The organism is Bacteroides sp. L008, assembly GCF_040812255.1.
In the GTDB taxonomy this organism is placed as follows: Bacteria; Bacteroidota; Bacteroidia; order Bacteroidales; family Bacteroidaceae; genus Bacteroides; species Bacteroides vicugnae.
The window spans coordinates 839,302-854,995 of record NZ_JBFNXO010000002.1; the positions used below are offsets into that span (position 1 = coordinate 839,302).

Below are 15,694 nucleotides of genomic sequence, written 5' to 3' on the forward strand. Positions count from 1 at the left end.
GAAAAGTCCCTTTATATCAGTTTACTCTATCGAATTTTGATTGATCGAATAATGAGACAACCGGGTATAAAGGGACTTTTTATATTCTTATCAAAGAGTTATTTTTTTCTCTCTTTGTATTCTGACGGGGTAATTCCTATCACTTTCTTGAAGCACTTGCTGAAATATTTCGGATCGTTGAATCCCGTCATATATGCTACCTGGGAGAAGTTATATTCGTCGCTGTCAATCAGTTGTACGGCACGTTTGATACGTATTTCCCGTATAAAGTCAACAGGTGTCAGTCCGACGATTGATTTTAATTTCCGGTAGAAGATTGTACGGCTAAGCATCAACTGTTCTGCAAATTCGTCAATCGTTAGTTCGGCATTGTCCATCTGTTCTTCCATGTATGCCATTACTTTTTCCATAAATTGCTCGTCGTATGGAGTAATCTGTGGTTGTGAAGGAGTCAGAGGATCGGGAGTAGAGGTATTCTTTCCTTCCATCAGTCTATTCATATAGAGCTCTTGCAATGCTTTGCGTTGTCGTAACAAGGAGGCTACACGGGTCTTTAGATAAGTAGCACTGAAAGGTTTGGTGATATAATCGTCAATGCCTTGTTCCAGTCCGGCGATACGGTCGTCCAGAGAGGCTTTGGCTGATAATACGATGATGGGGATATGGCAAATATTGTTGTTCTCTTTGATTTGTCTGATCATTTCTAAACCGTCCATCACCGGCATCATAACATCGCTGATAATAAGATCGGGCAGATCGTCAACAGCATGTTGCAGTCCTTCTTCACCATTGGAAGCTGTGATTACCGTATAATTTTCCGACAAAATACTTTTCAGAAAAGCCTTTAACTCTTCATTATCTTCTACCACCAATATGGAGAAACCATCCGAATTATTCTCAAGGTCTTCTTTTTCTTCCACCTCTTCCGGTGCTTTCATGCTATCGACGGGATGAGGCGCTGAACTCTGACTATCATTCAGGATAAATTCGACCTGTACATCCTCTTCGAAAATTTCCCGTTGTAAAGGCAAGCTTACTGTAAAACGGCTGCCTACTCCGGGTTGACTATTTACTGTAATAGTGCCATGATGCATTTCCACCATCTCTTTCACGAGAGACAGTCCGATTCCGGAAGATGGTTGCAGAATATTCTGTTTTACCAATGACTCGAAACGTTGGAACAAGGAATGTTGCTTTTCTACTGCAATTCCGATTCCTTCGTCTGCAACCTCTATCTCTACCGTCTTCTCTTTCGTTGTGATATGAACGGTGATCGATTTGTCGGCAGGTGTATACTTGAATGCATTGGAAAGCAGATTGAAGAATATCTTTTCAAACTTGTCTCTGTCCACCCAGCTATACACCGATTGGATGGTAGAAGTCAGCTGATAGTTTATGTTCTTTTCTTCGGCTATCAGTTTGAAGCTACTCATCACCTTTTGCAGAAGTGGAATCAAATCGGTTTCTTCAATCAGTAGTTTCATTTTCTGATTCTGAATCTTGCGGAAATCCAGAATCTGATTCATCAGTCGGAGCATGCGCTCTGTGTTCTGATGTACCAAAGTCAAGTGCTCACGGGCAGAAGGAGAAAGAGGTTCATTCTCTAATACCTCTGTCACAGGACTACTGATTAAAGTCAGCGGAGTGCGTAACTCATGAGATATGTCCGTAAAAAATCGCAGTTTGATATTTGCTAATTGTTGTTCCATATCCACTCTGTGACGTAACCGGTAGATGTAAAATAATACATATACGATGCTTGCCGTAAAGAGTATGAATAGAATGAAATAGAGCAGCCATGCCCAGTAGGTTTCCCAAAAGGTGGGGAGTACATGTATAGATAGAGTCCGTACATTGTCCACCCAGACCCCGTCACTGTTTGTTGACTTTATCTGCAACTGATATTTGCCTGCAGGTAAGTTGATGTAGCTAGCGGAACGGTTATTATCTGCTTCATTCCATTCTTCCTCTAATCCTTGCAGGCGATAAGCATATAGAATCCCTTTCGGATTGACATAATCAAGCGCAGCAAACTGGAAAGTTACATTCCTTTGCGACGGTTCCAGTTCCAATTCTTCCAGATTGTCAATGGAGTGATCGGTAAGGTGTCCTTGAATCTTGAGTCCTGTAAACACAATAGGAGGAACATAGCTACTCTTCCGCATCTTCTCCGGAGAAACTTCCAGAAAGCCTTTATCAGTTCCCAATACAATTTGGTTACGGGCATTGATGATAGGAAGAGCTTCGGAGAAATTGAACTCCTGATAGATGGAACTTAATTCATAGTTCTCAAAAGTTTCTTTGGCCGGATCGAACTTGGAGAGCGCAATCTCCGAAACAACCCATAATTGATTCTGTGCATCTTCAATGATTGATAGTGCCAAGTCGGAGGCCAACCCGTTGTTCTTGTCGTAGTTCTTGAATTGGATATGATCGCTAAGTAGGTTGGGAGATATCACTTTGTTTACACCTCCGGTAAAACTGATGACATAAGTGGTTTTATTCTTGTCTGTATAGATATGCATGATATCATTGGCACTAAGACTGTTTTTATCTCCCGGCCTATGGATATTCCGGTAGAATTTAATTTCTTCCAGACGTTCGAAGTTGTTTGAGAATGTAAGCAGCCCGTTAGTCGTTCCCACCAAAATCACTCCTCCCGGAGCTTCTGCAATATTGCGTACTTTCATACCGTAAGCTATGGGATAGTTTCTTAATTCATTATTACTATGAATAAAGGATGTTTTTCCATCTTTATCCTGTGTCAGCATATTTAAACCGCCCCCATAACATCCCACCCAAATGTTGTTGCGACTGTCCTGAAAGATGGCATAAATGCTATTGCTGCTTAAACTATAAGGATCGTTTGGCTGGTGTTCAAAATGGTGAATAGAATAATGATTTACTCCTGTCTTTTTGAGTTGGAAAAGTCCGATATCTTTAGTCCCCAACCAGATATTTCCATCTTTATCTTCCAGAATGGAATATACTCCATTATAGAACGACTGTTTTTCTTTAATGATATTTCCTTGTTTGGATAAATATCCCGCCAAGCTACCATCCGGTGCAAATATCTGGATATAATTAGATTTCGATGCTGTCCATAGACGTTGATTGCTGTCTTGCAGGAAGGCACGTGTTTCCGCCTCGTAATCAGTCAAGTTAAATTGATAACTCTGTGGAAAGAAGCATAGTTTTTCTACGCCGCGTGCTGTTGCAAACCAGCAGTTTCCCTGATTATCCAATGTATAAGACCTGACTAACGGACTGAAAATAGACTTGGGATTATTGATATCCGTAAGAAGCGGTTTGAGAGTTCTTTCTTTCCGGTCATAGTAGCAAAAGTTTCCTTCCGTGGGGAGTAGCCATAGGTTTTTCGCATTGTCTTCAAAAATAAGTTTGCGACTTTTACGCCCATGCTTGATAATCTCATCTTTGGGAGTGAACAGATGCTCTTTTTCATGGGTCGCGAGGTTAAGATGAACAATCCCCGGATCTTTTGAAAAGATCCAGATATCTCCCAAGTGGTCTTGATAGACAGATTCCACATCGTTGGAAGTTTGGGTAGCTGTACGGATGTCTATTTGCTGGAAACTATTCTTCGGGATAGAATATAAAATGAGTCCATTGTCCGTTCCCAATGCCAGCATATCTTTTCCTATGGCAGTGACATTGTTTATTTTATGATGGGGATAAGGAATGTCTACGAATTTCAGTTTTTTAGTGTGGAAGTTATATCTGGCTAACTTGTCATTTTCTGCAATCAGATAGATGGTTTCTTTTATTTGAGTGATAAACTGGAAAGGAAAGTCAGTATCCAGTGTTTTCTTTCCTATGATAGAAACACCTTTGTCCGTCAATATCCATTCATCTTCTTCAGAGTCTTGATAAACGCTCAATATCTGATCTCCTTTCAGATTGTGGTTGGAAGTTGAATAAAGAGTGATACCTTCTCCTTTTTTACATCGTTGTTCGTCTACTCTGAAAGCATATCCGTTTTTACAGAGAATCCAGGCGATCCCTTTCTCCAGCGAATAAATACGCGTGACATCATTTGTTTGTTTCGTGGCAAGCTCAATAGGTTGGAGGACATCGATAAACTTCTCGGTTTCCACATCAAAAAGACAAGCTTGTCCATCGTAAGTGGGACACCATATATCTCCGTATTTGCTTTCTGAAATAGTCCCCATGCGATTGCTTCCAAATGCATATTTACTCTCTTGCGAAGTTTTATATGTCTTAAAAGTGTATCCGTCAAACTTGTTAAGCCCGTTCCAGGTACTAAACCAAACAAGCCCTTTCTGATCCTGTAATATGCTCATCACTACTCCTTGAGCGAGACCGTCACTTACCGAAAAGTGCTTAACCTGACAGATGGGTTGAGCGGTTAGAATGATTGTTATTGTCAGAAAAAGAAATAGAATATGGAGCCGTTTCATAGTAGTTGTTTTAATGTTTGTAGCAAAAATAGAGAAAACAAAGCAGAATAGAAAGATAGATAGGTGGTTTGAACGAATAATACTCGTTTTTGCCTATTTTTTCCTCTTCTTGCTATATAGCTCTGATTTCTATTTTGTGTTTTAGATAAAGTCAAGGAATCATATTAGTAAAAAATCCTCTTTATAATCTTAATTCAGATTATAAAGAGGATAATTTTATTGACAAGAGTTGCATGGGGTATGGTGAGATGAAATCATAATTGGGGAATAAATTGCACAAGACTTTCACAAGTATCCTCCTGTCAATGCCTAAAATCATAGCAAAGCTAATTAAATAGTTTTTCGTATTGCAATATTTATTAATTTATCTTATAGTAATTATGATTTTTTTAATATATTGAAGATATTTTGTGCCAACTTTCCGTAACTCGTTGATTTTGCTTATGTTTGTAGGTAAAATAAAGAAAAAAAGTGAATGAATATGTCTACGCAGCTATTATATAATGATTTCCCTACTTTTCTGCGGAAATATTTTCCTTACAAAGTACAAAAGATTTCATTGAATGCAGGTTTCACTTGCCCTAATCGTGATGGAACAAAAGGATGGGGCGGATGTACGTATTGTAATAACCAGACTTTTAATCCGGATTATTGTCGGACAGAGAAATCTGTTACTACCCAGTTGGAAGAAGGCAAATGTTTTTTTGCCCATAAATATCCGGAAATGAAATATTTAGCCTACTTTCAGGCTTATACCAATACGTATGCGGAGTTGGAAGGCTTGAAGCGTAAGTATGAGGAAGCATTGGCGGTGGATGGAGTAGTCGGGCTGGTGATTGGTACGCGTCCCGATTGTATGCCGGAAAGCTTGTTGCGTTATCTGGAAGAATTGAACAAACATACGTTTCTCATGGTAGAATATGGGATCGAAAGCACTTGTGATGAAACCTTGAGACGTATTAACCGGGGGCATACTTATGCAGATACAGTAGAAGCTGTGTGCCAGACAGCGGCCTGTGGTATCCTGACAGGTGGACATATCATCCTCGGGCTTCCGGGAGAAACGCATGATACAATGGTGGCGCAAGCGGAAATTCTTTCCGATCTGCCTTTAGCTACGCTAAAAATTCATCAGTTACAGTTGATCCGTGGTACGCGAATGGCACATGAGTATGACGTAACTCCTGCTGACTTTCATTTGTTTAGTGAGGTTGAGGAATACATTGATCTGGTGATTGATTATGTAGAGCATCTCCGTCCGGATATGGTTGTGGAACGCTTTGTTTCCCAATCTCCTAAAGATTTATTAATAGCTCCTGACTGGGGATTGAAAAATTATGAATTTGTAGCTCGTTTACAAAAAAGAATGAAAGAAAGAGGTGCTTATCAAGGTAAGAAGTATAGGGATTCGGAAAAAAGGATTATTTTTGCAGACGATAAACTTACCACTTAATAAACAGCTGTTTTGCGGAGTATAGAATAGTGGAAGAAATATTTAATGGATTTGAAAGATGGAAAGTAAAACAAGAATTAAAGGAAATGTCCACTATGTGGGAGTAAATGACCGTAACAAGCACAGATTTGAAGCGATGTGGCCATTGCCCTATGGAGTTTCATATAACTCTTATCTGATTGATGATGAAATGGTGGCATTGGTAGATACGGTAGATATCTGTTATTTTGAAGTCTACTTGCGTAAAATCAAGCAAGTGATTGGAGAACGTCCCATTAATTATTTGATTATAAATCACATGGAACCGGATCATTCGGGATCTATCCGATTGATTAAACAACATTATCCGGAAATTATCATTGTGGGTAATAAGCAGACATTCGGTATGATTGAAGGTTTCTATGGGGTAACCGGTGAACAATATCTGGTAAAGGATGGTGATTTCCTTGCTTTGGGACGTCACAAACTGCGTTTTTATATGACTCCGATGGTGCATTGGCCGGAAACGATGATGACTTTTGATGAAACGGATGGAGTTCTTTTCTCCGGCGACGGATTCGGATGTTTTGGTACGGTGGATGGCGGATTCCTGGATACTCGGATCAATGTAGATAAGTATTGGGGAGAAATGGTCCGTTATTACTCTAATATCGTTGGTAAATACGGAAGCCCCGTGCAAAAGGCTTTGCAGAAATTGGGCGGACTTCCCATTTCTGCCATTTGTTCTACTCACGGACCGGTATGGACGGAGAATATTGCAAAGGTGATCGGTATATATGATCGTTTGAGCCGTTATGATGCGGATGAAGGTGTTGTTATTGCTTACGGAAGCATGTATGGAAATACGGAGCAGATGGCGGAAGCTATTGCTGAAGAGCTTTCTGCACAGGGGGTTAAGAATATCGTTATGCATAACGTGACAAAGAGTCATCCTTCTTATATTATAGCGGATATTTTCCGTTATAAGGGATTGATTATCGGTTCTCCTACGTATAGTAATCAGATATTCCCGGAGGTGGAAGCGCTGCTTTCAAAGATTCTGCTGCGTGAGGTGAAGGGACGCTATTTGGGTTACTTCGGTTCTTTCGCATGGGCAGGTGCAGCGGTGAAACGTCTGGCGGAGTTTGCTGAAAAGAGTAAATTCGAATTGATCGGTGATCCGGTGGAGATGAAGCAGGCGATGAAAGACCTGACTTATACCCAGTGCGAAAATCTGGCACGTGCCATGGCAGACCGTTTGAAGAAAGATCGTTAAAACAGTGAATGAGATAATTTATTAACTAACCTATAAAACAATCGACTTATGAGACTTATTATTCAGCCGGACTATCAGTCCGTATCTCTGTGGGCTGCACATTATGTTGCCGCTAAAATAAAAGCTGCCAATCCAACCCTCGAAAAACCATTTGTGTTGGGCTGTCCTACCGGATCATCTCCTCTGGGCATGTATAAAGCTTTGATTGACCTGAATAAGAAAGGAATCGTTTCCTTCCGGAATGTGGTAACATTCAACATGGACGAATATGTAGGATTGCCGAAAGAACATCCGGAAAGCTATTATTCTTTCATGTGGAATAACTTTTTCGGTCATATCGATATCAAACCGGAGAATACGAATATTCTGAATGGTAATGCTCCTGATTTGGATGCAGAATGTGCTCGTTACGAAGAAAAGATCAAGTCATATGGTGGCATTGACCTGTTTATGGGCGGTATCGGTCCTGACGGACATATTGCGTTCAACGAACCGGGATCTTCATTGACTTCACGCACTCGTCAGAAAACGTTAACAATGGATACCATCATTGCTAACTCCCGTTTCTTTGATAATGACATCAACAAAGTTCCTAAGACTTCTTTGACAGTGGGAGTGGGTACTGTGCTTTCTGCAAAAGAAGTGATGATTATTGTAAATGGTCATAACAAAGCTCGTGCTTTGTATCACGCTGTAGAAGGTGCTATCACACAGATGTGGACAATCAGTGCATTGCAAATGCATGAAAAGGGTATTATCGTTTGTGATGATGCTGCTACGGCGGAATTGAAAGTGGGTACTTACCGTTACTTTAAAGATATCGAATCTGCTCATTTGGATCCGGAATCATTGATTAAGTAAGATTCTATCCTCTGAATGGATTCCATCAAAAGAATGGGCTGCTTCCGTATCGAACGGAGGGCAGCCCTTTTTTTGATAGAAAGATTATTCCGGTGGAAAGATATTAATTCTCTTCCAGCCATCCTTTCCCTTGCCGGATGATTTCCGGCTCGTCGTTGGTACATTTCACTACGGTAGAAGGTTCTATACCTCCGATACCTCCGTCAATGACCAGATCAACGATGCCACCGAACTTCTCATCTATCAGTTCGGGATCTGTCATATATTCCAAGTCCTCATGCTCTTCGTAGGGCAGTGTGGTAGTCATAATGGGAGCATCCAACAGGCGTGCGATTTCGCGGATGATGTTATTATCCGGCATACGGATACCCACTTCTTTCCGGTTGCGGAAGATTTTGGGCAACCGATTGGTTCCGTTCAAAATAAAAGTAAATGGCCCCGGAAGATTATGCTTCATCAGCTTGAAGATATTATTGTCTACTTTCGCATATTCGCTGATGCTACTCAAGTCATAACAGATGATAGACAGGTTGTTCTTTCGAGGGTCTATCTCTTTGATCCGGCATATCCTTTCTATGGCACGTTCCTTCAAACCATGACAGCCGATGGCGTACATCGTATCAGTGGGATAGATAATCAGTCCGCCGTCATTCAGGATGTCGATGATTCGTTGTAAATCCTGCGGGTTATTATTTTTGTCATATAGCTTCAGAAGCATAATTCATTCTCCTTCTTTCTTATTTGAGTTTCTTTTTTAAGAAATCCAGTGCCTTTTCTGCAGCCTTCTCTGTCACTTTTTGTTTGATTGAGTCCTTATTGGCGGTAGCGGCAGAGTCCAGTCCCAGTTTCTGTCCGAGTTTGCTGATAGCTTCATCGGCTACAGCTTCGACAGCTTGGTTGGTCATGCTTTTAGTATCGACGCTGACTTTCGGAGAGGTAAATGAACCTCCGATCTTCAAGTCAAGAGTCATTAGTTTAGAGATATTGCCTACAGATGCGGGCAGCTTCACTTTTCCGGAATAGTCGATGGTTTGATCGAGGCCTGTGCTACCGGAAAGATTCAAAGTGTAGTCTCCCATCTTGATATCGAACGGTTTGGTTTCTACGCGTCCGTCTTTGATGGTGAAATCCAGTGTCATATCTTTTACCTTCATGTCTTTCAGGCTTGGCTGTTTAACGGCATCGGCTATCTCGTCGATTGCTTTCACTCCGCTTAAACTAAGATCACGGGTGGAAAGGCTGCCATCACCTTGCATTGTATTCAGTACAGGGCTCATGGTTGCATCCAGATCTGTCAGTACATTGATACTTCCGGAGAAATTACCTTTCAGGTTTTCGAAGATAGGAGCCATCTTCTGCACCATATCCAACTCTTTGTAAGCTTGTGCGAAACCGATATTGGAGAGTTTGAATCCGGCTTTCATTTCCGGCTTCTTTACGTTGGCAGTGGAGTAGTAGCCGTTCATGACCACGTTGCCACCCATGGTGTTCATGGAGAGATTTTTCATATCCACTTTGCCATCTTTTATCACAAGCTTACCGTTCATATTATTGAAAGACATCTTATCGAATAACACCTGTTTCAGGTTAGCGTCCATTTGGAAGTCGATGTTGCGGGGAACTTCCATAATACCCGTGGCAGCTGTAGCTACGGAGTCGGTAGACGCAGTTTCTGATGCAGTCGTTTCATCCGCAGAAGCGGTCATGAAGTCGTTCAGATTAAAATAGTTGGAACGGATATTCAGGTTCCCTTTCAATGTAGTACCCTTCAATGCGTAACCGATATAGTTTTCAAACCTGCTGTCGGCTGTGATATCATTCTTCCCGATGTTGACGGTTGTTTCGCTCAACTGGAGGTATTTTGGGGTGAAAGTGAAGAGGGACTTCTTGATTTCTACGTCCGGCATATCTTTCATTTTGAGTTTCATACCCGTCAGTCCGATAGTGCCCGAAGCTTGCATACGTTCGTATTCCTCTTTTTCGATATAGGAAAGTCGTCCCGACATTTGCATATCAGCATCAATGGTACCGTTCAACTCCATGTCTCCAAGTGGATAGACTTGTTTGATCATGCCTAAGTTGAGAATCCCTTTAGCTTCAGCTTTAAAGTCCGGATCGCTGACCGGCGTTTTCACATTAGCCGTCAGACTAAACGGATTTCCGGCAAGACGGAAACTGAAAGGATTGATATTGACCGTAGTCAGGTCGATATTTCCTCCCGGGTTCTGGACGTTGGCACTGATATTGATTTGATCCACTCCTGCCGGTAAAGCCGGATAGCGGAACATGGAATTCTTGACTTGCATATCAATGTTGAATGCAGGAACGGTGTCGCCTTGCAAGATACCTTTCGCCGTTGCGGTAAGCGTAGCGGTTCCGTCTGTTTTCAGACTGGAGAATTCCGTAGCATAAATGGCTGGGATCAGTGACAGGATTTCCTTAAACCCGATATCGTTCGTGTTAAGTTTCAAGTCCATGTCGATAGCCGGATCTTTCAAGGCTACCCAACCGTCGATACCTGCCTGAATGGCGTTGAGGCGGATAGTGTTGTCTTTTAATGTGTATTTGTTATTGGCAAGGTCGGCATCCACATCCATTGTTGCGGAGATATTGGCATTGGCAAGGAAAGGGATTCCATTCATCTTGTAAGTAAGTGATTGGGTTTCCGCCTCCAGTTTCAGAGTAGTACGGTCACTTCCTAAGTCTCCGGCGCAGATTGCATTAAAGTCGCGGATATCAGCATACATCTTCCCTTGTTGATCGTCATAAATCAGGTTCATGTTTTTGATAACAAACCGTTGTAGCTTTACTTTGAAAGGAGAAGATGCTTCTTCTTCTGAAACAGGAGTTTCGGCAGTTGCTGTTGTATCCGGTTTCATGATATCCCAGTTGGCACGTCCGTCCGGCAATACAATGGCATGTAACCGTGTATCTTCAATAAATATTTTAGAAATATCGTAACCGCTATCTCCGAAAAGAGAGAATAAGTTGACTGCGGCAGTAACTTCTCCGGCCTGTACAAGGGTGTCATTGGCGAATTCACCAGTACCTTTCAACCAGAAATCTTCGAGAGTGACAGAAGCCTGTGGAAAGTTACGGAACAGGCTAATGTTAAGGTTCTTAAAGTCAAATTGTGCATTAAGCATTTTGTTGCCTTCTGTTTTTACAATGTCGGCTATCTTTCCCTGGAAGGCGAAAGGAAGAAGGAACATCAGAATGATGATGACTCCTACTGTGATAGCTGCGATTTTCAAACCTTTTTTCATTTGCTTCTATTTTAAGAGTTTGAGATATTACAAAGAACAAAACTAATAAAAGTTTTTGATTAATAGTACCTCGCTCTTGAAAAACATGTCATTATTAAACAACAATAAGATTTGGATATAAAGAAAAATAATGAATGCATATCTCTTCGCTAAATAATTTCACCACAGAGGACACGGAGGACACAGAGTTCTTTTCTCTCTTTCTACAAGTAAAACAGAGCGATAAATACGTGAGAAGCTGTGTTACTCTATAGTGAATAAAAAATATTAAACCTCTGTGTCCTCCGTGTCCTCTGTGGTGAACTCATAAATGAGCATTTACCTCATTTCGGTATTGAATTAACTTCGCCAAAGGGGCTGTTTTATTTCCCTTTTTTCTTTTTGAGTTCTTCCGCAATTCTCCATTGCAAAGCAGCTTCCCCTTCTTTACCTACCTTCAACAGGGCATCCCCGAATAGTTCATGTGCTCCGGCATGTTCCGGTTTCAGACTTGTTGCTTTGTCCAAATCTGCAATTGCTCCTTCTGTATCTTCCGTTTTTAATCGAAGTTTTCCCCGATTATAAACAGCCTTGAAGTTTGCGGGATGGAGGTTGACTGCGATGTTGAAGCAGTTTTCAGCGTCAAAATATTCTTTATTGTTGAAGAGGGTGATGCCTTTTCTCACCCAGGCGTCCACATAATTAGGGTCGAGGCTAAGGGCTTTATCGTAGTTGGCGAGGGCAGCGCGTATATCGTGGGCTTGGGTAATACATTCGTTACCCATTAATAGATATTCATGGGCATATTGTCGTATGCGTTCCTGTTGTTCACGCATTTGTTCTTTGAGTTTTTTATTTTGCTCTTTTAGTGTATTGATGATACCGAGCTTGCGGCGGATTAAACGGCGGGGAACAGGTTTTTCAATATCGTAGCGGGAATGGATAGCACGAAAAAACTGTTCCAAGCATTCTTCCATGTCTCCTTTATCGAAAGCGCGTGAAGCGGCGGCGTATTGCACATCGGCCTGTGCTTGTTTCAGAGCTTTGTCGATGGCCTGGCGGTCGTTGAAGCGTCCGGCAAAGTTTACGATTTCGGGGCGGACGAAGACGTCAGCACGGTTAATAGGTTTTTTGAGCTGAATACCGTCCAGTGAGGTACAACGGCTTAGTGCCACGTATGCTTGTCCACCTGCAAATACACCACCTGTGAAGTCGATGACTACGCGGCTGAAAGTCAGTCCCTGACTCTTATGGACAGTGATGGCCCAAGCTAACCGGATGGGGTATTGGGTGAAGCTGCCTAAGACTTCTTCTTCTATTTCTTTGGTCTTTTCGTTGTAGCGATAACGGATATTGCGCCATGACTCACGCTTTACGTCACATTCTTTTCCATCGTCGGTGATAACATAGATCGTTTCTTCTTCCTCATCAATTCCGGCAATGACACCAATTGTACCGTTTACCCACCTGCGGTCGAAATCATTTTTAATAAAGATGATTTGTGCACCAGGTTTCAGTACGAGTTCTTGTGAAGTGGGCAAACTGCTTTCGGGGAAATCTCCTTCGATGACTCCTTCAAAAGTAATGGAGTCGCCGGGAAGTTCTGCCAGTTTCTTTTCGTTGATAGAGTCTACCGTATCTCTGCGGGTGGCCAAAGTGATATACATATCAGCTTCCGATTCTTCTATCTGACTTCCATAACGGGTGTTCAGTAGTTGCAGATCGGCCGCTCCGGCTGTATTGTTCCGGATATGGTCGAGGACACCGACAAAAACGGGGTCTGTTTGACGGTATACTTTTTGAAGTTCGATGGATACCAGATCTATCTGTCCGAATACTCTGGCAGAGAAAAAGTAGGGAGTGGGATAGAAGCGATTCAATATTTCCCGTTCGTCGTTCTTTACGACGGGTTCCAGTTGGAATACGTCGCCTACTAATAACAGTTGTTTTCCTCCGAAAGGTTCGCGCAGATTGTGAGAGTATACACGTAGGATGCGGTCGATGGCATCAATGATGTCCGCCCGTACCATTGAAATCTCGTCGATGATGACCAGTTCTATTTGTTCCAACAGTTTCCGGTGAGGCTTGGTGTATTTGAAAAATTCATGGATACGACCACGCTGGAGACTCAAGTTCGGGTCATCCGGCAGCAGCGGATAGAAAGGGAGTTTGAAGAAACTGTGCATCGTACTTCCTCCGGCGTTAATCGCGGCAATCCCGGTTGGTGCAAGTACGACATGCTTCTTCTTGGTATGCTCGCAGACATAACGCAAGAATGTAGATTTTCCTGTACCGGCCTTTCCTGTTAGAAAGACCGATTGACGGGTATATTGAATTAGGTTCAATGCATCCTGAAATGCGGCGTTATTAGTATCTACGCTCATATTAGCATATTGATTAAATAATTCCGAAATGCTTCATTGCTTTGCTGATTCCGTCCTCATCTATTGAATCTGTAACATAATCGGCAGCGGCTTTCACATCTTCCTTAGCTTGTCCCATGGCTACTCCAATAGCCGCATGGCGGAGCATGCTGATATCATTTCCTCCATCTCCGAATGCCATCGTTTCTTCCAGTTTGATATCAAAATAACGGATGATTTCATCAATCCCTTTCTGTTTGGTATCTCCTTTTGCCGTAATGTCTGCAAAGGCAGGATACCAGCGTCCAATTTCGCAGGTGGGGATAGACGGGCGGATTTCCTTTTCCTCCTCTTCCGTGATAAAGGGTGTCATCTGAATGATTTCTTTGCTTGTTGCTTCCTCGAAAGACACAGTCGGGATTACATTCACATGAAGGAAGTCATAGAATATCTTTTTCACCATTTCATCAGGTTGGCAGACAGAGATATTATGTTCTTCTACAAAAATGCAGGGAACACCTTTCTTCTCGCAGAAAGCTCCCATTGCTTTCACTTCCTCCTGTGGGATAGCGCTTTTATAAATAACTTTCTCACCAACGAAACAATAGGCTCCGTTCATGGTTATATATCCATCGATCAGGTTCCGGTCCTGCAATTCGGAAAGGTTATTGATAATGGCTTTCGGGCGCCCGGTGGCGATAAATATCTTCAGCCCTTTTGCACGGGCAGCTTCCAGTGCCTCGATGGTAGAAGACGGTATACGGTGAGTTTCAAAACTGACCAGCGTTCCGTCTATATCAAAAAATAAAGCTTTCGTCATAAATTCTTTTTTGAATTGAATACAAATGTACTACTTTTGTCTCACATAACATAAAAACATTATGCAGTATGAACTATAATTTTGATGAAATAATAAACCGTAACGGTACAGATTCCGTAAAATGGGATGCAGTAGAGAATCGTTGGGGACGCGATGACCTGATTCCAATGTGGGTAGCTGATATGGATTTCCGCACAGCTCCTTTTGTCATAGAGGCTTTGAAAAAACGCCTGGAACATGAAGTACTCGGATATACATTTGCTTGCAAAGAATGGTCGGAGTCTATTATTAACTGGGTGAAGGAGCGTCATGGCTGGACTATCCATGAAGAGATGTTGACTTTCACTCCCGGTATTGTCCGCGGCTTAGCTTTTGTGATCCACTGTTTTACGCAGAAAGGAGATAAGATAATGGTAATGCCCCCTGTTTATCATCCTTTCTTTTTGGTCACTCAAAAGAATGAGCGCGAAGTGGTATTCAGCCCGTTAGTCCTGAAAGATGAACAATATTATATTGATTTTGACCGCTTCCGTCAAGATATTCAAGGATGCAAATTGCTTATTTTAAGCAACCCTCATAACCCGGGTGGACGTGTATGGACGAAAGAAGAACTGTCTCAAATAGCTGACATCTGCTATGAAAGCGGCACATTGGTTATCTCTGACGAGATTCATGCTGACTTAACGCTGCCTCCATACAAACATCCTACCTTTGCTTTGATTTCAGAGAAGGCACGGATGAACTCTCTTGTCTTTATGTCTCCCAGCAAAGCATTCAATATGCCGGGATTGGCTAGCTCTTATGCAATTATTGAGAACGACGAACTTCGTCACCGTTTCCGGACATATATGGAAGCAAGCGAGTTTAGCGAAGGACATCTCTTTGCTTATTTAAGTGTTGCAGCTGCTTACAGTCATGGAACAGAATGGCTGGACCAAGTGATAGCATATATTAAAGGAAATGTGGATTTCACTGAAACGTATTTGAAAGAACATATTCCTGCTATCAAGATGATCCGTCCGCAAGCCTCTTACTTGATCTTCCTGGATTGCCGCGCATTGGGACTCAATCAGGAAGAACTGAATCGTCTTTTTGTAGAAGATGCTCATCTGGCACTGAATGATGGAACAACATTCGGTAAGGAAGGAGAGGGATTTATGCGGTTGAACGTTGCTTGTCCACGTGCTACGCTGGAAAGAGCATTGAAACAGTTGGAGCAGGCTGTAATGGATTTAAAGTAGTCTTTTTATTCCATTCC

The 15,694-nt window shown here is 42.1% G+C and carries 9 protein-coding genes; 4 read left to right on the plus strand and 5 right to left on the minus strand.

Going from position 1 to position 15,694, the window contains the following annotated elements; all coding sequences use genetic code 11:
• Window positions 1-98: 98 nt before the first annotated feature.
• Window positions 99-4,439, minus strand: a complete 4,341-nt coding sequence (locus AB3G73_RS22320) for a two-component regulator propeller domain-containing protein (protein ID WP_367745631.1) — start codon at window positions 4,437-4,439, stop codon at window positions 99-101.
• A gap of 475 nt (window positions 4,440-4,914) precedes the next feature.
• Here AB3G73_RS22320 and AB3G73_RS22325 point away from each other — a divergent pair, with 475 nt between their 5' ends.
• The 3 genes from AB3G73_RS22325 to nagB are packed head-to-tail and all read left to right on the plus strand — an operon-like array spanning window position 4,915 to window position 8,008.
• Window positions 4,915-5,892: a TIGR01212 family radical SAM protein gene (locus AB3G73_RS22325; RefSeq protein WP_195648520.1), complete on the plus strand. Its 978-nt coding sequence runs from the start codon at window positions 4,915-4,917 to the stop codon at window positions 5,890-5,892.
• 58 nt (window positions 5,893-5,950) lie between these two features.
• Window positions 5,951-7,147 (plus strand): FprA family A-type flavoprotein, encoded by a 1,197-nt coding sequence (locus tag AB3G73_RS22330; protein WP_004305272.1) that lies wholly within the window; start codon window positions 5,951-5,953, stop codon window positions 7,145-7,147.
• A gap of 48 nt (window positions 7,148-7,195) precedes the next feature.
• Complete coding sequence (gene nagB / locus AB3G73_RS22335) at window positions 7,196-8,008, plus strand: glucosamine-6-phosphate deaminase (RefSeq protein ID WP_321019818.1); 813 nt, start codon at window positions 7,196-7,198, stop codon at window positions 8,006-8,008.
• A gap of 103 nt (window positions 8,009-8,111) precedes the next feature.
• On the opposite strand, the gene AB3G73_RS22340 is transcribed toward nagB, so the two are convergent.
• From AB3G73_RS22340 to AB3G73_RS22355, 4 genes are all read right to left on the minus strand, one after another.
• Window positions 8,112-8,726 (minus strand): L-threonylcarbamoyladenylate synthase, encoded by a 615-nt coding sequence (locus AB3G73_RS22340; protein WP_367745633.1) that lies wholly within the window; start codon window positions 8,724-8,726, stop codon window positions 8,112-8,114.
• 19 nt (window positions 8,727-8,745) lie between these two features.
• On the minus strand, window positions 8,746-11,274 hold the full coding sequence (locus AB3G73_RS22345) for an AsmA-like C-terminal region-containing protein (protein ID WP_367745634.1): 2,529 nt from the start codon (window positions 11,272-11,274) through the stop codon (window positions 8,746-8,748).
• Between the two features lie 362 nt (window positions 11,275-11,636).
• Window positions 11,637-13,637 (minus strand): tetratricopeptide repeat protein, encoded by a 2,001-nt coding sequence (locus AB3G73_RS22350; protein WP_367745635.1) that lies wholly within the window; start codon window positions 13,635-13,637, stop codon window positions 11,637-11,639.
• Between the two features lie 13 nt (window positions 13,638-13,650).
• Complete coding sequence (locus tag AB3G73_RS22355; RefSeq protein ID WP_074638542.1) at window positions 13,651-14,436, minus strand: Cof-type HAD-IIB family hydrolase; 786 nt, start codon at window positions 14,434-14,436, stop codon at window positions 13,651-13,653.
• A 68-nt stretch (window positions 14,437-14,504) separates the two neighbouring features.
• On the opposite strand from AB3G73_RS22355, the gene AB3G73_RS22360 reads away from it, so the two are divergent.
• The gene (locus AB3G73_RS22360) at window positions 14,505-15,677 is read left to right on the plus strand and encodes a MalY/PatB family protein (RefSeq protein WP_367745636.1); all 1,173 of its coding nucleotides are present in this window, start codon (window positions 14,505-14,507) and stop codon (window positions 15,675-15,677) included.
• The last annotated feature ends 17 nt before the right edge of the window (window positions 15,678-15,694 follow it).

Coding starts and splice junctions, on each gene's coding strand:
- AB3G73_RS22360 (WP_367745636.1), top strand. CDS start 14,505: ATGAACTATAATTTTGATGAAATAATAAACCGTAACGGTACAGATTCC.
- AB3G73_RS22340 (WP_367745633.1), bottom strand. CDS start 8,726: ATGCTTCTGAAGCTATATGACAAAAATAATAACCCGCAGGATTTACAA.
- AB3G73_RS22325 (WP_195648520.1), top strand. CDS start 4,915: ATGAATATGTCTACGCAGCTATTATATAATGATTTCCCTACTTTTCTG.
- AB3G73_RS22320 (WP_367745631.1), bottom strand. CDS start 4,439: ATGAAACGGCTCCATATTCTATTTCTTTTTCTGACAATAACAATCATT.
- AB3G73_RS22355 (WP_074638542.1), bottom strand. CDS start 14,436: ATGACGAAAGCTTTATTTTTTGATATAGACGGAACGCTGGTCAGTTTT.
- nagB (WP_321019818.1), top strand. CDS start 7,196: ATGAGACTTATTATTCAGCCGGACTATCAGTCCGTATCTCTGTGGGCT.
- AB3G73_RS22345 (WP_367745634.1), bottom strand. CDS start 11,274: ATGAAAAAAGGTTTGAAAATCGCAGCTATCACAGTAGGAGTCATCATC.
- AB3G73_RS22330 (WP_004305272.1), top strand. CDS start 5,951: ATGGAAAGTAAAACAAGAATTAAAGGAAATGTCCACTATGTGGGAGTA.
- AB3G73_RS22350 (WP_367745635.1), bottom strand. CDS start 13,637: ATGAGCGTAGATACTAATAACGCCGCATTTCAGGATGCATTGAACCTA.